Genomic DNA, 20150 nt, shown 5'->3' with positions numbered 1-20150 from the left:
TTAATTACAATAAGTTAAGTTTTATTTGTTGCTAGCTTAGTGAAGCTATGCTTCAATAAGTGAAGATTAACTTCACTAATCATCCATAATTTATGAATAACAATCCTCTTTCTGAGTTAACGCCGATCTTTTTTTTGCAAACCTTCATTCTTGAACTGATGCATGCCAGCGAACAGCAGGGACAAAAGCATTGTGAAGAGTTGATTGAGCATATAGCCCAAACTGCAGGATGTTTTTTTGAAGAAACTTATCGAGAAAATACTAATAAAAATGAACAGCTCGATAATGAAAGCTATACCGAACTAATACTCGGCATCAAAAACAATATCGGAGGTAAATTTTCGCTGGTCTCCAGCAATCAGGACTGTATTACAGTTACTAATTCTCGCTGTCCTTTCGGTGAACAAGTTACTAATTTTCCTGAATTATGTAGAATGACTTCCAGTGTATTTGGAGGTATCGCGGCCAGAAACTTTGGTTACGCCAAAGTTGAAATCAAAAAAAGTATAGCCCGCAAAGATGGCAAGTGTGATGTATGTATTTACACGAATCCACATGCAGCAAAAGGCCATGCGGGAATGGAATATACCGATTCGACACCAGTTAAGGAAATCAACGATACGAATGAATTGCAGTGCCGAATTGAAACTAGTATGCAGAGACTTTGGCAGAAACAAAATAGGCAAATATCAGAAAAACATCAGCCTCCTGCAATCATCGCAAAATCACCAATGATGCAGAAAATACTGCAATCAATTGAGATTATTGCCCCTACTATGGCAACGGTTCTGATTCAGGGTCAAACAGGCGTAGGTAAGGAGCTTATAGCACGTGCCATACATGCAATGAGCGATCGCTACAATAAGCCATTCATCGCCATTAACTGTGGCGCGATTCCAGAAAGCTTGATTGAAAGCAGCTTATTCGGACATGAAAAAGGCGCTTTTACAGGAGCCCTCGAGGTACACCACGGTTTCTTTGAGCGAGCCGAAGGCGGTACTTTATTTCTTGATGAAGTCGATTCATTGTCGCCAGCTGCACAAACCAGATTGCTTCGTGTAATCCAGGAAGGAGAATTGGAGAGAGTTGGCGGCAAGCAAACCTTGGCGGTTGATGTAAGGATCATTTCAGCAACAAATCAGAATCTGGAAGGACTTGTTAAACAGGATCTCTTCCGCAATGACCTATACTACCGCATCAATGTAGTGCGTTTAAGTATTCCTCCCTTGGTCGAGCGACCGGAGGATTTACCTTATCTTGTGCAATTGATCATTCAGCGATTGAATAAGCGTTATAACAAACAGGTTAAATCAGTAAGCCGTGAAGTTATGCAGAAAATCCGCACTTATCATTGGCCAGGCAATGTTCGTGAGCTAGAAAACATCCTTGAGCGTAGCATCTTGTTTGTTAGTGGCAAAGAAATGACTGAATTGGATATAGAGCTTCCAACTAAAACAAAAAGTATTGGTGAATGGAAAGACGAAAAAGAATATGCTCTTACCAAAATTGAAAAATCATTCCTTGAAACAGCTTTGAAACAACACCATGGAAATATAAAAAAAGTGTCTGAGAACATGGGAATTACTTCACGTGCTGTTTATGCCAAACTAAAAAAATACGAAATAAACTTGGCAGAATTCCGTATTTTTGATTGAAACCATCATATCAATCTCGAAATGGCCACGCAAATTCGGACAGCCCCCTAAGTGTTAGCTTTGCTCAACCCAAACAGAAGTGTATGGGTCAAATTATTAGAAAGTCCCAATGCGTCAAGACTACAACAGAAGCAGAAACAACGTTTAAAAACAGATTCATTCTATAAATCACTGCTAATATAAATGCTGTTGGTGCGGAGTGTTAGTACTCATAACGAATACGAGAAACTGACACGCTAACCCTAATCCGATTAGCATGATTTCAATTTAATAATTGAACAAAATTCTACACAGGAATTCTATACTGCATACAGCTAGTTTCTTATCGAAACCAACGGACGACCAATGGAATTGAAGGAGATTAAATGGAACTCGGAATTATCATTTACTCGAATGATCCAGAAACTATATGGAGCACCTTCCGGCTTGGAATTTTCTCCCGTAAGCAAGGAAGATACTGTTACAGTCTTTTTGCTTGGAGAAGGTATGGAGGTAGAATCTCTTAATAGGGATAAGTTTGATATTACCGGTCAGATTCACAGTTTTTTGGATACAGGTGGTGCAATTCTAGCTTGCGGAACCGTCTTAAGCTTCGTCAGTCTGAAGAATTAGGAATCTATCCGATATCCACGATACAGGATTTATATAGTCTGATTCACAATTTATATAAGATATTGATATTTTGTGTAAATTACCAATGGATAATAAGCAGCATTGAGGCTAGATATATACTACCAAAACATCTGACCCAGGCAGTTGGTTTCAGGAACATGCGAACCAGTCTCTGCGACTAATCCATAATACAAAATACAAGACTCGATAAAGATGCGGCCATTATTGATGTGGGAGGGAGGAACTTCCAGGCTAGTAGATGATCCTGTGGTCGAGGGCTATACTGAGTTGACAGTATTTGATTCATCATCAACTGCGCTTGTTGTTGCCAGACAGCGTTGGGGGGCATGCGGATATTGTTCACTGGATAGAGGCGATAATATTACCCGTGCAAAATTTCTCCTGAATCGATTCGACATTTAGCATGACCGAGCAGTGTTCCATTTTTTGACTGATCCAGCAGATCGCCATGCTTATGTCGATCGGGTTTTAAGTTTAGTTCGACCAGACGGACCATGTGAATGGTGCCACTCTTGCCGAGATGGGCCAGAAAAATTTAGTGGTCTTACCCGGATGAGATACCAATCCGAAGCCCTACATGAGGTATTTGGAGATCTTTTCAGCTAGTCGAACATGAAAAAGAGGCACGCCATACGCCGTTTGGAGTTTGTTTATTGCTATTGCCGCAAGAGGTAGTAAGTGATAATTCCTCGAATAAATATCTTCAGAGTGCATAATCTTTCCCGGGTAGAAGCGCAACGTATTGATCCTGATTATTTCTTTTTGCTAAATGTTTTTGAGATTTCTAAACTTTTAGACTCTTGCAAGAGCATCGCAGGCACCCAGCGTATGTAAATCAACTCACCGACCAGTTCCACCAGCGTTTGAGTAACGATGACGACAGATGCCAGAATCCAGCCGTCCGGCAAAGCCAATGCTAAAGGCAGAACCACCAGCGAATTCCGCGTCCCTGCGCTAAAAATGAGTGCTCGTCCTGCCTGTGTGTCCAGGCGAAACGCATATGCCGTCAAGCGAGCAAGAAACGGCATGATAGCCATGAAGGCCATATAAACTGGCACGACTTGTGCCACAACCGGAAGGTACTCGTCTATTCTGTCAATTTGAGATGCTACGACGAAAAGTAATGTCATTGCCATAAAGGGCACCGGAAGCCACGCCGTGACTTCAAGCCAGATGGCACCGCTACGTCGGCGTTTTGCCCAAAACTCGGTCGATAAGGCAAGTCCCAGAGGAAGCACAATCAATACAAGAAAAGCTTCCAGGAATGGTTCAGCACTCATGACTTGTGCATCTTGCTCTTCCATGAAAAGCCATAGATACACGGGCAGAAGAAGCATCTGGGTAAGCAGCAGCAAAGGTGTGGAAGCAAGCACGAGTCGGGCATTGCCACGACCAAGATGGGTAAAAACGACAACGTAATCAATACAAGGTGTTAACAGAACCAGATATACCCCAAGTAGCAGTGGTGGGTGCTCCGGTAAAAGAAGCGACAAAAACCAGACCACGATGGGTACGATGATGAAATTGACTATCAATAGCGCGGCTGTAAACCGTTTGTTCGCGAACGCAGCGCGCAACTGAAGGAATGGAATCTGCGTAAACATGCTATAAAGCAGCACCGCAAGCACGGGGGAAATCAAATACTCTAGGCTGGCACCAAAGTTAGGATGCCACAACCCAAGCCCCACCCCGGCAGCCAAGGCTACCGCGTATAACTCTATCTGATTTTCTTCCAGCTGTTCTCTTCGCATGTGTTTCCTTAAAATACAAACCATCCCGGGTCAGCGCCAAATTTGTGCCATAATTTGGCGCAACGTTTTATTTCAATGATTCTGATCATTTTGGTATAACGATTGTAATTCAACCTATAAATCTTCGATCGACTCCATATAATTTTATGGTTCTTAGGAAGTTAAAGCGGGTTAGAACGTAGTAATTTAAGAATTGCATAATAGAGATTATCACGACGATGATTAAATCGAAATTCTGTTTCTTTCAGGTGTAGATAAAAGGTATGTTCAGGAACGCCATTGAACTTTGCCAAACGTCTTTTTGCAAAACCCCAGAAAGATTCGATTCCGTTAATGTGCCGTTCGCCACTGGCAAACTAGTTGTTGCCATGATGAACCCTGAAGTGTTTATCAAAACCGATATCGACCAGCCCGTCATAGCCGTGCCACCCATCGGAATGAATGATTATGTCTGGTGCTACATGCCCACGGATAATGGTTTTCAATGTGGCTTTAGAGCAATCCGGAACAATCTCCGTATATACTTTCCCCAGGCGCTTCAATACACCAAAAACAATTGTTTTGCCAAAACACCTCGACCTCTTTTACCCCTGATGCGTTGCGCACCAAAATAAGACTCGTCGACTTCTACAGCACCTTGAAGAGGCGATTCAAGCTCGCAACACTGAGCTATTCTTTGCCGGACTTTGAGGTAAATCGTATTAACAGACCGTGTAGAAATATCGGTCAATTGTGCGGTACTTGTGGCAGTAAAATCCAGAGCAAAACAGCGGATAAGTTGCCTGAATTTAGCTTCTCTGATTCGAGAACGAAAATAGTATCTGTTTTTAACATTAATCTCAGTAAGTTAGTACACTTTTGTAAGTACTTAACTTCCTAAGACTCAATTTTATTTATCCGCTACTTTGAAAATTCACATGTCGGGAAACGAATTGATACATGGTACATAAACATTCCCACGATCATAACCATAACCACACCCCAAAAAACTTTGATCGCGCATTCGCAATTATTGAGATTATGAATCGGCCCGGGGTGATTCAGTAACACGCTTTACCAGGCAACACATTCGTTCAGCACAACAAATCAGAAGTGATGCATTACCCTGCTTGACATCGCTGAAAGAGACTCAACACCATGCCGCATGGGTGACTCCAGCAAACAAAGCAGGTAAAAGGCTGCCTTGGGTACATCATCATAGGCAATTTCAAGATATTTCTGTTGGGCACATATCACATACTAGTGTATTGGGCAAATACTCGCAGGAATATCTAAATAAGTTTTGTTATCGCTTCACAACCGCCGTCGCGTGTTACATGAACTTCCGCTACGACTGCTTAACGCTTGCGCGCGGCATGTTCCAATAAAGTGTGCAGTGCCTTTGTTAAGATGCATAAATATTTATTTATCTGATTTTGACATCTTACTATTTCCGGTATATCATCCCCAAAAAAGAGAATGACTGGTCTACTTTTTTGAAAAGAAAAAATAGTAACAGACGATATAAATGCCGGATACAAATGCGAAAAATTCATTTCTTTAATTTGTTTGTCATGGAGGTCTGACGATGGTTAACTCGAATATCAAAAATATCGTCAATGGAATTGATCTTGAGCAATCCCAAGTCATATACGGTCAGATTAAGATAGAGGGTAACAACGATATTGCCAAACCTCACTATCAGGCGACAGTTGTTTGGGACAACGGTTACAACACTACCACGAGCGTAAATGGTGATCAGACCATCATCGGCGATGAGCCGGTCCGCTATGGGGGAGGAGGCATGGGTATTACACCGCAGGATCTTCTACTTACCGCCGTTGGCCATTGTCTTGCCGCCACTTATATCGGCGGATTATCGGTTGCCCGGATTAATGTGGAATCACTCCGCCTGCATGTTTCAGGGCGTGTCAATTTCCGGGCGGCTTTTGCAATAGAACCGGGCAACCCCGGATTTGAAGATATAACGGTTGTAGTGGAGATACAGACTGACGCGCCATTGGACAAAGTAACCGCTCTTTTGAAAAAACTGCAGCAGATAGCTCCCATACCGGACACCATCATGCGTCCGGTTCCGGTCAACATCGAGATTCATCACCATTCAGAGCAGGCCACAATGCCACATGACTGACAACAGCTTATTACGGCGAAACGCTACAGGCCGGATCATATACGCCAGAACACATTCCCGGTTGGAAACAGGAAAGGAGATAAGCAATGAAAGCCAGTGATATTCATGACGTGACCGTAATCGGTGCAGGCCCGGCAGGTTTGTCGGTAGCCTATGAACTGACAAAAGCAGAACTGACTCCACTGGTATTGGAACGTACGCTTGCTGTAGGGGATGTCTGGCGCAATCATTATGATGGTCTGCGCCTGAATACAGGTCGTTTCCTTTCAGCCCTGCCAGGCAGTAAATTCCCAAGATCTACTGGAGCATGGCCTTCGCGTGATGCGGTCGTGCATCTACTCGAAACATTTCCCGCTCGGGGCGGTTTCACTGTACAGACTGGAATCGAAATTAAAAAAGTCAGTTATGACCGTAACCGCGATATCTGGTTGATCACAAGCAGTGATGGCCGACAATTTGAATCCCGGGCGGTTGTCATGGCAATCGGCACTTGCCGTATTCCGGTGATTCCTGAATGGGAAGGGAGAGAGGCTTTTCCAGGAGAAATCATTCACTCTTCAAAATTCAAACGTGCACAAGATTACGCGGGAAAGCATGTGCTCGTGATCGGCAGCGGAAATTCTGCGGCTGAAATTGCCAGCAGACTGACTGAATATGCGAGCTCGGTAGCGATGTCTGTCAGGACACCGCCGTACTTTTTGCCCAAAAGTATTTATGGTATTCCGATTGTAGGCCTAGGAATAGGGTTAAAGCATTTGCCCAATAATCTAGTTGATATGTTGCTAAGCTTTCTGCAACGCAGAACGATAGGTGATCTGACAGCATATGGTCTCCCGTTTCCAACGATGCCCCTCACCAGGCAATACGCTATCAATAATGTAGTGCCGATTCTATACGGTCCTTTCGCTAACGATGTTCGTGCCGGTCGGATCAAAATCGTCGGACCGATACAGAAAATTTCGGGGCGGATGGCACATGTTCTGAATACTGTTGGAACAGCACAGGATAGTGATAACACCGTGACGACGCTGGAACCTGATGTCATTGTTGCTGGAACCGGTTTTCGTACCGGAGTTCCTGAGCTTGTTCAGATACCGGGCATTGCTGACGAGAAGGGTAGGCCAAAAATTTCGGGTGACCAGGAATTCGAGGGAGCGCCCCGTCTCTACTTTATCGGACAAGTCAATCCACTCAGTGGTCAGTTGCGGGAAATTCGCATCGAAGCTGGCAAAATCGCCAGGAAAATCAGGAAACAGATTGGGGCAAAATAGAGTGAGAATGTTTGAAGAGATTCTTTTACCTCAATGGCTTAAAAATCATGGATCTACCAGTATGAAGGCCGATGTCAGCATACTGGATTACCTTGACAACGATGCCTAGAAAAATATCAGTAGAGGAAAAAATACTGCGGACGACACGTCGTCTGTTTTGCCGTGTGGGCATTCATGCTACCGGTATCGCCAGAATCATTGAAGAATCGGGTGTATCCCGGCGCAGTCTCTATACGCATTACGGATCGAAAGAAAACCTGCTCAAAGCCGTGTTCGAGGCAGAGGCAGATATGTGGTTCCGTTGGTTTGATTTGGATCTTCCGACAATGGAATGCTCTCCTTTCGACCGCATCCTGGCACTGTTCGATTTAATGCAGGACTGGTTCGGCAGTGAAGATTTTTTCGGTTGTGTATTTATCAATGCCGTGGCTGAACATGAAAAGAGCAATGGCTGGATACAGGAAATAGCCAACGGGCACAGGGAGAAAATAAATGCCAGACTCCAGGCAATGGTAGCGGAAAGCGGCGCACGGAATCCCGAGATAGTAACGGAAAAACTGAGCCTATTGATTGATGGCACCATCGTGACAGCAATGGTTACCGGCAATGGTGAAATTGCGCATATAGGACGATTAGCTGCTGAGGATATTCTGCGCAGCGCTACATAGGAGAGAATATTACCTTGAACTGGTCGCTACATATTGACAGAGCGCTGCCCCAACCCTTGCGAGTAATTTTAAGAGGTGCGGGACAGGTAGTTTTCTGCTGCAATGCCGTAACGGGATTCATTGTTCTGGCTGCATTCTATGCTGGTGGAGTAATCTTGGGGCTGGCTGCAACCGTTGGGGTAATCAGCAGTACGGTTACCGCGTATGCTCTCAGATTCTGCGAGGATGATATTGATGCTGGATTATATGGATTTAACGGCACTCTGGTAGGGCCCTGCCTGTTTCTATTTCTCGAGCAAACGCCTCAGCTCTGGCTCTACATTGTACTTGCCTCGATGCTGTCAAGCATCGTGTGGGTTACTCTGGCGAGAATTCTCCAGAACTTTAAGATTCCAGCTGCAACCTCGCCATTCGTCCTGACTAGCTGGTTGTTTTTGATAACGATATACGCATTTGATAGTTATGCACGACCAGCATTACCCGCAGCAAGCACTCAAACAACTGCGATAGAAATAGGGGCCATACCTATCGAAACGTGGTTTAGCGCGCTAGCAAGAAGTCTAAGCCAAGTTATCCTTACTGACAGTATCCTTGCCGGCGGTTTACTTTTAATGGGTATTGCGATCGCTTCGCTGCGTGGCGCACTCATGGCCATAGGCGGAGCAATCATCGGGGTTGTCTTGCCAGCGCTGATTGGGATTAGCCAGGAGGTAATCGAGATAGGGCTGTATGGATTCAATCCGGTCCTGACTATGATTGCGGTAGGGTGGGTTTTTCTTGAACCTACTGCTAAAAGTGCTGCGCTGGCAGTATTAGCTGGTATTCTGGCAGTGTTATGCCAAGCAGTATTATCTAGTCTACTGACACCCATGGGTCTGCCCGTTCTGGCATCTCCCTTTATTCTTACCTTATGGGTAGTCCTGTTTATTGCGAGTAAATCCAGATACTGATTTTCGGCAGCAATGAGTTAAGCAAATTATCCCCTTTTCGATTCCAGAAAACATTTCCAGGAGGAGTTTATGACCACAATCTGGCAGAATTTATCGATCCACACCCGGCGCCTTGTAATTGTCACGGGAATATTGATGAGCATCGTTGTGATCGGCATGCAGTTTCACGTAAGCTCTCAGGGAGACAGATCGGAAACTTATCCCAAAGGCTTTCGTGGCGGCACCTGCACGATCGAGTCCGATACATTATTGATCGGCTATTCCGCTTATTTTATTCCTGATGACTATGAAATACCGGAAGATGCATTGAGTGCAATGGCCGCTCCAATTCTGTGTGGAAAAATACCCGGCCCGGGCCTGCTCAGTATTACCATCGATCTGTTATATCCCGTAACTATACGGGAACAGCCCGTAGCACTTACCCTGTTCAGGGAAGTCGATGGAAAATCAGGGCAACCACTTCTTTCGGCTCCTGCCGGAAATTATCATTCAGGCATCATTTCCCAGGAAATTCGTATTAAGGAAACGGGAGAATACATATTCCGTCTCTCCGGAATAGATGAGCACCAGGCTGAATTCAATCTGGAAATCCCGATCACGGTCGGCACGGAATGGTATGAGCCTTTCATTCAGTTCTGGCCTTTGCTCTTACTAAGCGCGGTAGCTGTCTTTTTATATAATCTCAGACGAATGGTCGATTAGTTTTTCTTCTGCTTATAAAGATCCGGTCATTTGACCACCGTACTATGGTCGATCAGACACTTTATCCTATCAGTTAACGTTTACTGGAGAACTCAATGACAGGTTATTTTGGCAACGTCGCTATCCCTTACGATCAAGACCTCGGCCCGGTGCTTTTCGAGCACTATGGCGCCGACATCGCACAACGTACCGTGGAAAGATCACTTAAGGACGTGCTTGAAGTTGCCGTCGGTGCTGGTATAATACCCGTAAGTTGCGTAATATGCTCGCAACACACAACTGACTGCAATCGACACCAGTAATTCCATGCTGGATGTTGCCCATGCGAAATTTCTTCCTCATGAACAATTCATATTTTTTGATAAAGAAATGCCTTTTCGCGAAATCCACCGGACATTGAGACATGGCGGGTGTTACTTGTTCAATGTCTGGGGCTCGGAACACTACAATCCATTCGCCAGGTTGAGTTTCGAAGTACTTAATCAATTCTTTCCGTCGGATACGCCCAGATTCCTGTTCAATCCCATTTCCTGTCATGCAATCGACCCCATCAAAGAAATACTCACTCGTTCAGGCTTTGACCGAATCGTAATATTAGTCTCAATCAATTACGTGCGGTTGATATCTCTCGAATTGGCAAAAAACAAAGTAGACTTGAGAGTCAATATCTGCAAGCGATCAAACAAGCTTTGGCAATTGTCAGTAGAAATATCAAAAACACTGACAAATTTTCAAAAAATTTATAAAATTTGTATCTAATGAATAGCAAAAAGTGTTGGATTTTGATCCGGTGGGCTAAAAAGACAAAAGAATCCAACTGTGCCAAATTTATGCTAAATCGCCCTGCAAAAGGTAGTCACCATAATTGCTAGAAGTGCCATCTTCAAGAAAGCGACTATCATTAATCCATAGCTGAAGTAATCCGTTCTTCCAACCAATCAGCCCATTTAACAGCTCTGGCAATCAAATCAGAGCGATACTTTGCATTATATTTTGGAGTCCGTGAATGATAATTGGCTGCTTTTGTCCAGATGTCGCCCTTGTCATTCCTGATATGCAGACGCACCCGCCAGGCGGCCAGATCATAGGCATAACAACCAACTCTTGCCACATGCTCAGCCGTGATGCCATATTTGGATAAATCTTGTAGGTATGAGGTATTAAACTGCATAGAACCAACATCGTAAGTGCCATTCCTATTATTGACCCATTGACCTGGCTTGCCGCCCTCTTTTTCGGCTATCGCCAGTAAGATATTGGCGGGTATTTCATACTTGATGGCAGCAGTGATTGAACACACCACCCTTTCTTGCATATCCGGCGGCAAATCCATCATCGAGCGAATCGTTTAAATGCCTTATTAATTATTTACCCCTCCTCGCGAAATATTGTTCATACCTGACGATTCCTGAGCCTGGCCTTTTTCTATGGCACTCCGTAAGGCATTCGTCCCTGCACTTCTTGCTGCCGTCAGCCGACTTGCTGCCAATGTGCCACCATAAGATGCAACAGCCGCCGCCGTACCTGCCGCTGCCATAAAACCGCTGGCGCCATAACTGCCAATTCCGACAGTCGAACCTATGCTACTACCCGTTATAATACCAGCGAGCAACAGCGGCAATCTGGAAATCAATACAAAAAACGCAATCGAAAAAATCAGCATAACCGCCAGTTCTTCATAATTCAGAACGTTTTTACCCATTTTGGTGTAAAAACTGGTTAACAGATCACTGCCAATACCGACAATCAGGAGCATTACAAATAGCTGAATACCGACACCCAGAACTGTTTTAAAGTAGTTTATGGCAATATCGGATGTCCAGCGTGCGCCGCCAAAACCTAAGAAGAAGATACCTGCATACATTAATACCCATCCTGATATCAGCAAGAGCAGCATGTTGACTGCAATTACTGTCAGAATAATTAAAATAATCAAAGAAATGATAAAACCCATCAGACTATCCATAGGCTGCATAAATGTAAGACTATTAGTTGCCTGGTTCCAGATTAAAATACCTGTGTGCATGATACCGGCATGACTGGCTCCACTTGGCAGACCAGCAGCGGTTCCGCCTAGTTGCTGCATCGAATCTATGATTGTCCCTGCAATATTGTGCCCTGATACTGCATTGGTCAGCAGCCAGAAGTAAAAGCCTGTAAAGATAATAAAACGGGTGAACTCGGCAAAGAAATCCGCGATATCGGCTTTGCGCAACAGCATCATTCCAAATGTCCACACCATCGAAATCAGCACCAACGTCCAGAACAAACGCTCGGCCGCGGCCTGAACAACATTTTGCCAGCTCTTAACCTTTGTCCAAAATTTTTGGACAACCTGATCCAACACACTCTGATTGGTTGCTGGATCAATGTAGGCCAGCTCAGCAGATGCCTTTGTAGAAAGAAATATCAGAAGCAAGGTACTTAATAAGACACATAATAATTTGTACATATGTTTGATCTCTTGATTCTTCTCGCAATTTTAGGCGAACAACTATTTTGCTTTTTCTAATTCAATTGGATTACCCGTTTCATCTACTGGCCCATTAATAGTCCATCTAATTCCAGGCGGCATCTCACTTAATTCCTTCTTAGGCTCCTTCAATTCAAGCTTGCCATCGCCATCCTTATAACACCCTGACGACAGCAACAAAGACAATGAACAGATAACTGCAATAATCAAATGACCTTTTTTCATCGGTATCTCCTTAGGTTAGAGTTTCAAAAGGCGTCCCTGACAGACCAGTTTCTACCCACTGGCAGTATTTCAGGACTCAATCGCTTGGTTGCCGCCTCACGCGCAGCCTGTTGCATGGCCTTTTGGTCTACCTCGGCCTGACTTAGCGTATTGGCAGCATTATGCTGGGCAATGAGCATTTGACGCATTTGCAGCAACTGATTTGCCTGGTACGCGGCCAACTGGTTGGCATATTGTAGGGCTTCCATTTGTCCCTGGGCCGACTCGGTTTTTTGTTGCAGGACTTGCAGGTGAGCAGCATCCACTGGAATCTGATTCTGATGTTCGCTTAAACCCCGTAATAACGAATCATTGGCATTTTTTTGTGCGTCCGTACTGGTATTTTGTCCTTCCTTCAGGAGTTTCCAGGCGCCCTCATTGCATTTTTCCTGCAAACTAAAACACGGGGAACTGCGATAATATTCAACATTGCGAAACCGCTGCATATAACCATCCAGTCCGCCATACTGCTGTTCATAATAGCGTATGGTATTGGTCAAATTGATGAGCTTGTTCATCGCATACTCCACTTTCGCCCAGACATATGCAGGCGGTGCCATGGTGTTTCGAATCATGTTCTCATATTGCTGCAATTGCGTCTGATACTGCTCTATTTGCTTTTGTGTCTGTTCAATTGCTTCAAGCGCGGTAATCGTGGTTTGCTTGATATTTGCCACATCAATGACAGCCATTCCACCGGCTTTTATAACCGGTGAATAACCAGTATTACCCAGCACAAGCAGTATCATGATCAATCGGGTGGTTAGATTTTTACTGTTTGTCATGTTTGAACCTCCTGTCATTAATAATCAAATGATTGGTATGGCTTAGAGAACTTCATGTCTTTGGTCACAATGATGTTAAAGCGATACCCTGGCCTGATTTCAAGGGTGGGTGATATATTCAGGTTTTTCCGAATGAGATTGGCGGTCACCAACCCCAATTGCTGACCCAATGACTGACTCATGATGCTCCCGGCGTTTTGTCGTCCGAACGCACCGCCTGCATCACGCTGACTGTACGCGGCACCGGCCACGATCGCCGACATGATCAGCGCTGAGCCGAAGATGCGCAGGTAATGGTTATTCACCAGATCCTTAAACCCTGCATAACCCACCCCGTCAGCACCCGGCATGGCACCGATATCCATGGTCTTGCCATCCGGAAAGATAATGCGTTGCCAGGCAACCAGCACACGTGCCTGACCAAATTCTACTTCGCTGGAATAAGTACCCACCAATCTGGATCCTTGCGGAATCAAACGCCATTTGCCGATCGGTGAATCATAAATATGCTGGCTCACCTGCGCCATGATCTGCCCCGGCAGGCTGGAATTAATACCTGATATCAAGGTTGCCGGTATTACAAACCCTGTTTGCAAAACATAAGGCGATGCGGGCTTTTGGACTTCGCTATTTAATTTCCAGCGTTCCTCGCCACTCGCTGAATCAAAGCGCGAATAATCCTTATCCCGAGCACCAGCCTCGTCATCCAGCAAGCGAGGTGTTCCATCATCCATGAATTCATCACTTCTACCCATTCCCATTCCTCCGGCTACACTCGCCCCCCCATCCTGCCGCAACTGCGCCAGGCGCGCATGATAAGCCGCCGTAGGATCTTCGCGCAGGTTTACATCGATCTGTTGACGCACCGATGCCAATTTTGCCAACATTTCCTCGCGTGTTTTAGGTGCACCGGCGTTGGCTAAATTCGGCGATGATCCTGAGCTTCTCGGTGCAACGACATTCACATTGGTTTTGGCCTTGATCGCTTCTTCCATTTGCTGGCGTTTTAGCATCCGAATATGCGCAATATCAGCGTGAAGCGATGGATCGACAGTATCCATAAAGGGCGGCAAAGGCGGCCGATCCAGATCCGCTGGTCGTTCAATAATAATTCCCTGTAGGGGTGCTTTTTCGGTTAAATCAGGAGTTTTAGTCTGAGTTTTGGGTTCGATAATGCCGCCGATATAGTCCTTGGCAATCAGTGCGGCAAAAGAATTGCTCGACTGAGCATCATGATTACCATCAAAATCGTATTGACCGCGTTCAGCTGCGCGATTCATGGCGACGATCATCATAAGCAACATGAATATCAGCATGATTGCGCCAAAGATAACAATCGGCAGGTTATTGACGCGCCGCACCCCAACGTTTTTGGCAACTACATCCGGGGATGAATCAGGCGACAGGAGTTTTGAATTGGTTGACATCACTCTTACCCCCTTATTCTTTTCTCACCCAAAGACCGGCAGGATGGATACTGTCGGCCTGTACCGCGAATGCGCGCGACAATCGCATATCGTCAATCATGAGTTTGACATGATACAAATCACCCGACTGATCTACGATGTAACTTAGCGTGGATCCTTTTTGCGGTTCAGTATCAGGTTGATGCGGCGCAGCAAAGATTTGCTGCTGAATTGATTGCTGAGTCGCTTCCTGAACTGCAAACCCTGCCAGTCTCAGGTTCTCGATCAAGGCATGACCAAACGGATCATTAACCACATGGCGCAGATTGAACTTCGTATTGGCCGCCGGATACAGCCGCACTATTTGGGCTGTCACGTCATCAGCCATGTCTTTGCTGTATGTAGTTGAAGGATTTTGAATAAAATTGCCATACGGTTGGCTTACACAACCATTCAATAGCAATAAAACCAGCATGAGGATAAAAACAGAGTTGGATGCGGTGATCATTTTATTCATCATCATTTCCCCCGCGTAATCGTCACTCGGCTTTGATTGCCGCCGACACCGGCAATTAGAATCGCACGATCAAAAACGGTATCCACAATATAGCGATCACCCTGCAAACGGTAATTCACCATAACCGTTTCATCATCGCTAAAAATGCCACCTTCTTTGTTCAGTAGTAGCAAAGTCGGTGCTTCCGTTTGCGCCATGATGGCAGGCATTTGTATGATGGTTTTCAGACCGTCGTTATAAACACGCAGCGGTTTCCAAGCGGCATCCCCAGACACTGCATACGCAAAATCCAGATTGCCCAGATATTCCCCGGTTTCAGAAATGGTGCGCGATCTCCTGACTCCCATCGCATGGCTTTCTTTATCTCTGATCGCATCCCATTTAATCAGCGCATCTTCCGGATAAGTAAAACTCACTCTCGGCATAAAATCACGCCGATGAGATCGCAAGCGCAGGTGATACGTGCGCCGGTTGGTCGTCACAACTAAGGATGTTTCCAGCCCCACATCCAGTGGTTTTACGATCAGATGTTGCACCTCAGCATATCCTTGACCGGTCACTGCCGGTTCTATTAGCCAGCGCGCCTGATCACCCAAGTGGATGGAATTCACTTGCTCACCCGGCTGCAATTCGATATCGCAGACCTGCAATACCGCACAGACGATGCTGGGTTGCTGAGAGCCAAACAGAAAACGAATGGATCCATCCGGTCCTGCAACCGGCTTTGTGCCGGTGGGGTTGCTTGATTGCCATTTCTTGGCCAGATCAATTGCGGCGCGCTCCTGCGGGGTTAGTTGAGGATTCTTATCGGTGAAATACGCTTCTGACAAGCCGTTGGCATAGCTTGGAGCAGCGAGTCCAATGGACAAAATCAATGTGCTCAGGATACTTAAAGCGAATAACGGTTTCATGATGAGTGCCCTCTTTAGGTTTGTTTCGACCAGGAGAAATCCTGGATATAAATACCCAGCGGGTTATTTCGGATCTGTTCTTCCGTGGTGCTTTGCGTGGTCGGCTTGTTATAGATCCTGAGCAAAGCACGCATTTTGAAAGGTGGCTCGGTTAAGTGCCCTTGCCGGTCATAGACTTTCTCCAGCCAATCGACCTGCCAGGTCTCCGGTGATTGGGGAATCACCGATATGATTTCAACATTAACCGTTTGGGTTTCAGCCCGTTTGAAAGGACTGCTGGCCTCACTGCTATTGAACCATTCGTTGGCTTTTGCCGTGGCGGGATCGTTATTGGATAGCATGGCATACGCACGAAAGATGGCGCGCCGTTGCAAGGCGATATCCGGTGTTACCATGCGCAAATCATTAATAAACGCTGCCACGGACGCATGCACCACGCGCTGATCGGCCACCGCGGCAATATCCGCACGGGAAACCGCGATGGCTTCCCCCAGTTTATTAACCTGCACCACATAAGGGATGAATTTAGATTGGCTGCCGATAGCAATGACTCCACCTACTCCTGCCAGCGCAATCAACAAACAAAGAAGAGCTAACATTTGCCACATAGTGCGCGAAGCAATTACTTCCCTCATGTGATCATTCCAGGTACGCCTTGCTGACTGATAGGGATTTTCATTTTCACCAAAACGGCGACCGCCTTCCATCCTGTCGTCATTAACGCGCATAGTTTTATGCGCACCCGGCTTTAGCTTGAATAGTTCGTTGATCATATTCATGCGGCAACTCCATAATCAGATAACGTTAATCCTTTGATCGTCAACCATTCGTGAACCCAGCCATCACCATACTTGTCATGTAGATTCTTGATGGTTGCAATCGATTCCTTATCCGTAGATCCCACAAAAGCGAGCGCCAATGGTCCAAGCGCCAAGTCGTAGAGCCGCCTGCCGTTCTCGGACACGGTGTAATATTGCTGCTTGGGAATGGCAGAAGCCAGAATATCAATCTGGCGCGTATTCAATCCCATGCGCCGGTAGAGTGCCGAAGCCTCTTCATCACGGGCGAATACATTGGGTAGAAATATCTTGGTGGCGGTGGATTCGACAATGACATCGAGAATCCCGCTGTTGGCCGCATCCGACAGGCTTTGTGTTGCCATCAACACCAAGCAATTGTTTTTACGCATGACTTTCAGCCATTCGCGGATCTTTGCGCGAAACACCGGATGACCCAACATCAACCAGGCTTCATCCAGAATAATGGCGGAAGGTTGCCCATGCAGACTGCGCTCGATGCGGCGAAACAGATACAGCAACGTGGGCAGTGCGTATTTATCACCGAGATTCATCAATTCTTCGATTTCGAACGTGGTGAAGGTCGACAGATTCAAACCATCGGCTTCAGCATCGAGCAAATGTCCCATCATGCCGTCGATGGTGTATTGCCGAAGATACTCGCGTATGGATTCATCCTGGATCGTCACTGACAAATCCGATAAGGTTTTTGAGCCGCTTTGATGCATGTTAGTAATGGCCTGACTGATTTCGTTACGCTGCAGAGGCGTGACTGTGATGTTGTTTAATTCAACCATCAAACAAATCCATTCCAGCGCCCAGGCACGATCGCCCTTGGTGTGCAAGAACTGCAATGGACAGAAAGACAGCGATTCATCATCGCCTGCTACGGTGAAATGCTGACCACCCACCGCTTTTGTTAGCGGATACATTGACATTCCCTTGTCAAAGCAATAAATCGATATGCCGGAGTAACGTCTCAATTGTGCGGCAATCAACGCCAAGTGCGTGGACTTACCGGCTCCGGTTGGGCCGAACATGAAAGTGTGACCTAAATCACGCACATGCAGATTCAGCCGGAAAGGGGTTGCTCCTTGTGTGACGCAGTGCATCAATGGCGGTGAATTGGGGGGATACATCGGACAGGGTGCTATGGGTTTACCTGTCCAGATGGTATTGACCGGCAACAGATCGGCCAGATTCATCGTATTGATGAGAGGCCTGCGCACATTCTCGACACCGTGACCGGGCAGGCTTCCCAGATAAGCATCCATGGTGTTAATCGTCTCAACCCGTGCGGCAAATCCCAAATGATTGATGGCTTTCTCTACCTTTCGCCCGGCTTCTTCCAATGCTGCCCGATCTTCCATCATCAGAACGACTACGCTGGTATAGTAGCCTTGACCTACAAAACCGCTATTCGTCTCAGCAATCGCTGACTGCGCATCTTCAGTCATATTAAGAGCGTCTTCATCGATGTTGCTGCTTTGCAGATTAAACACCTGGTCAAAGAATCCACGAATTTTTTGTTTCCAGCGTCTGCGGAATTTTTCCAGATGGTTGACTGCTTCATGCGTATCCATAAAGATAAAGCGCGATGACCAGCGGTATACGCCTGGCAATTCAGAGAGCAGATTTAACATGCCGGGAGAAGATTCTAGCGGAAAACCTTCAATCGAGACCACTTGAACAAAATTGCGGCCAATTTTGGGCACGACCCCACCCCACATTTCCTGACCACCCAGCAAGGTATCCAGGTACATCGGATTGGCCGGTAGCACCATCGGGTGATCCAGGCCGGTTACGCATAATTGCAGCCACTGCAAGAAATCATCATGGGTGATGGTTGTACTGTCCTCATTGACCAGTTTGCGGCTTCTTAAACGCGACAAATGAAATACGCTGGATAATCGGGATTCAAAGTTGGCACATTCTCGCTGGAAATAATCCAGCAATCCTTGCGTTCTGGCTTTTTGATCCGGAGCTTGGGCTTCATCGTCAAACATCAGTTCTACAAACTTGCGTTGTGCCAGCATCGGCGGCAAATACGTCAGTGATACGATAAAGCAGCTCTCGTACATTGTGCCGATACGCTCGAACAGATTGCGCCGTTCCTCGTCAATGGCAGCGGTCACAGGATCGGGATAATTGGAGTGGGCTTTATCGGAATAACCTTGTGCCGGTTTGCGGATCGCATCGATATGAATCATCCAGCCGTTTCCTAAGCGTGATAACGCCTGATTAATGCGAAATGACACCCGTTCACGCTCAATCTCGGTACTACTGGCAGTATCATCGCCACAAAATACCCAGGCGGCCATCAACGAACCGTTCTTGCCGACAATCACACCGTCTTCTACCACTGCCGCATACACCAGCAGATCGGCAAAGCCCATTGCTTTGGATCGATGTTGATCCAGTCTTAATTCTTTATCCGTATCACGGATACGGATAAACAGTATCAGAAGCAGCGCAGCTCCAGAGATTGCGATAAGAATTGTGATGGCGGCAATCATAGATGCTGTTTTTCCTGTTGGCGGGTATTATCATAAAAAGGAGTGCTTCGCGCCGGATAGTATTTTTTGTATTTCATCTGGCGTAAGTAAACATGACGCAGTTGTGGATCATTTTTAGCCATCAATCGTAGTGCAAACAGTGCAAAAACCCATAGTGCTATGCCGAAGAGTGTGGCTTTGACTTCCATCGCCACAAAAATTGAAGTCGCTACAATCAGAATAGAAAACATGACCAGTTCCCGGTCGCCACCCATAAACAGGTTAGGACGGTTACCCGATTGACGGATAGGTATTGTTCGCAAAGCCATAATCAGCCTCCTATTCTTGTGGATTTACGACTGATTCCTGGATTTCACCCGGAATAACCGCACCCTGAAATAGATTAGTCATGATGTTGTTGGCGCCCACGAGTAATGCCATAACCAGCACGATAAAAATCAAGGTGCGGAAAAACGCATTGAGCTCACCGCCAAAGATCAGAATGCCGCCTGCAACGACAATGCCGACGATAGATAGGGTAAAAGCAACCGGGCCGGTGACAGAGTTTCTCAGATTAACCAGCCAGGTTTCATAGGGAAGCGCGCCACCCGCGCCTACAGCCGCTTGTGCGTTATCGGTTGAAAACAAAAGCGCAAACAAAAAAGCGATTGAGAAGAAACAAAAGAATGGAGAGATATCCTTGATATGAATCAGTTTCATAGACTGGCTCCTATGGATGAT

General features: G+C 46.0%; 18 protein-coding genes and 1 pseudogene. 6 read left to right on the top strand and 13 right to left on the bottom strand.

From position 1 onward, the window contains the following. Positions 1–92: 92 nt before the first annotated feature. Complete coding sequence (locus tag HRU77_12660) at positions 93–1655, top strand: sigma 54-interacting transcriptional regulator (protein ID QOJ21453.1); 1563 nt, start codon at positions 93–95, stop codon at positions 1653–1655. Between the two features lie 1385 nt (positions 1656–3040). Here HRU77_12660 and HRU77_12655 read toward each other — a convergent pair. Beyond that, complete coding sequence (locus tag HRU77_12655) at positions 3041–4039, bottom strand: arsenic resistance protein (protein QOJ21452.1); 999 nt, start codon at positions 4037–4039, stop codon at positions 3041–3043. Positions 4040–4200: 161 nt separating this feature from the next. Further along, a pseudogene (locus HRU77_12650) lies at positions 4201–4877 on the bottom strand (IS1595 family transposase). A gap of 729 nt (positions 4878–5606) precedes the next feature. Here HRU77_12650 and HRU77_12645 point away from each other — a divergent pair. The 5 genes from HRU77_12645 (at position 5607) to HRU77_12625 (ending at position 9761) form a co-directional block, all read left to right on the top strand. Beyond that, a complete protein-coding gene (locus tag HRU77_12645; GenBank protein ID QOJ21451.1) occupies positions 5607–6170 on the top strand; it encodes an OsmC family protein in 564 nt (187 codons plus the stop codon). Positions 6171–6256: 86 nt separating this feature from the next. Beyond that, complete coding sequence (locus tag HRU77_12640) at positions 6257–7441, top strand: NAD(P)/FAD-dependent oxidoreductase (GenBank protein ID QOJ21450.1); 1185 nt, start codon at positions 6257–6259, stop codon at positions 7439–7441. A 101-nt stretch (positions 7442–7542) separates the two neighbouring features. Beyond that, positions 7543–8109: a TetR/AcrR family transcriptional regulator gene (locus HRU77_12635; protein ID QOJ22176.1), complete on the top strand. Its 567-nt coding sequence runs from the start codon at positions 7543–7545 to the stop codon at positions 8107–8109. Positions 8110–8123: 14 nt separating this feature from the next. Beyond that, complete coding sequence (yut, locus tag HRU77_12630) at positions 8124–9059, top strand: urea transporter (GenBank protein QOJ21449.1); 936 nt, start codon at positions 8124–8126, stop codon at positions 9057–9059. 69 nt (positions 9060–9128) lie between these two features. After that, positions 9129–9761: a hypothetical protein gene (locus tag HRU77_12625; protein ID QOJ21448.1), complete on the top strand. Its 633-nt coding sequence runs from the start codon at positions 9129–9131 to the stop codon at positions 9759–9761. A gap of 901 nt (positions 9762–10662) precedes the next feature. On the opposite strand, the gene HRU77_12620 is transcribed toward HRU77_12625, so the two are convergent. From HRU77_12620 to HRU77_12570, 11 genes are read right to left on the bottom strand one after another with little or no spacing between them, the layout of a single operon-like run. After that, positions 10663–11097 carry a conjugal transfer protein TrbN gene (locus HRU77_12620; protein ID QOJ21447.1) on the bottom strand — a complete coding sequence of 145 codons (435 nt, stop codon included), beginning with the start codon at positions 11095–11097 and terminating at the stop codon, positions 10663–10665. Positions 11098–11121: 24 nt separating this feature from the next. Then, complete coding sequence (trbL, locus tag HRU77_12615) at positions 11122–12213, bottom strand: P-type conjugative transfer protein TrbL (protein ID QOJ21446.1); 1092 nt, start codon at positions 12211–12213, stop codon at positions 11122–11124. A gap of 42 nt (positions 12214–12255) precedes the next feature. Then, positions 12256–12459, bottom strand: coding sequence for a hypothetical protein (locus HRU77_12610; GenBank protein QOJ19221.1), 204 nt, complete (start codon positions 12457–12459; stop codon positions 12256–12258). 23 nt (positions 12460–12482) lie between these two features. Next, positions 12483–13283 carry a P-type conjugative transfer protein TrbJ gene (gene trbJ / locus HRU77_12605; protein ID QOJ21445.1) on the bottom strand — a complete coding sequence of 267 codons (801 nt, stop codon included), beginning with the start codon at positions 13281–13283 and terminating at the stop codon, positions 12483–12485. 17 nt (positions 13284–13300) lie between these two features. Continuing rightward, positions 13301–14710 (bottom strand): conjugal transfer protein TrbI, encoded by a 1410-nt coding sequence (locus HRU77_12600; GenBank protein ID QOJ21444.1) that lies wholly within the window; start codon positions 14708–14710, stop codon positions 13301–13303. Between the two features lie 13 nt (positions 14711–14723). Further along, positions 14724–15197 carry a conjugal transfer protein TrbH gene (locus HRU77_12595; GenBank protein QOJ22175.1) on the bottom strand — a complete coding sequence of 158 codons (474 nt, stop codon included), beginning with the start codon at positions 15195–15197 and terminating at the stop codon, positions 14724–14726. A gap of 11 nt (positions 15198–15208) precedes the next feature. After that, entirely contained in the window at positions 15209–16117 is a 909-nt protein-coding gene (gene trbG / locus HRU77_12590; protein QOJ21443.1) for a P-type conjugative transfer protein TrbG, read from the bottom strand. A 14-nt stretch (positions 16118–16131) separates the two neighbouring features. After that, positions 16132–16896, bottom strand: coding sequence for a conjugal transfer protein TrbF (locus HRU77_12585; GenBank protein ID QOJ21442.1), 765 nt, complete (start codon positions 16894–16896; stop codon positions 16132–16134). Further along, positions 16893–19430 (bottom strand): VirB4 family type IV secretion/conjugal transfer ATPase, encoded by a 2538-nt coding sequence (locus tag HRU77_12580; GenBank protein QOJ21441.1) that lies wholly within the window; start codon positions 19428–19430, stop codon positions 16893–16895. The genes HRU77_12585 and HRU77_12580 overlap by 4 nt, the downstream gene beginning before the upstream one ends. Next, on the bottom strand, positions 19427–19738 hold the full coding sequence (locus HRU77_12575; GenBank protein QOJ21440.1) for a VirB3 family type IV secretion system protein: 312 nt from the start codon (positions 19736–19738) through the stop codon (positions 19427–19429). Before HRU77_12575 ends, HRU77_12580 begins: the two co-directional genes overlap by 4 nt. Before the next feature lie 10 nt (positions 19739–19748). Then, positions 19749–20129, bottom strand: a complete 381-nt coding sequence (locus HRU77_12570) for a TrbC/VirB2 family protein (protein ID QOJ21439.1) — start codon at positions 20127–20129, stop codon at positions 19749–19751. Between the last annotated feature and the right edge of the window lie 21 nt (positions 20130–20150).

The organism is Gammaproteobacteria bacterium (genome assembly GCA_015709615.1).
Taxonomy (GTDB): Bacteria; Pseudomonadota; Gammaproteobacteria; order Burkholderiales; family Nitrosomonadaceae; genus Nitrosomonas.
The sequence above is the reverse complement of the archived record's forward strand: the minus strand, read 5'-3'. Positions and strand labels throughout refer to the sequence as shown.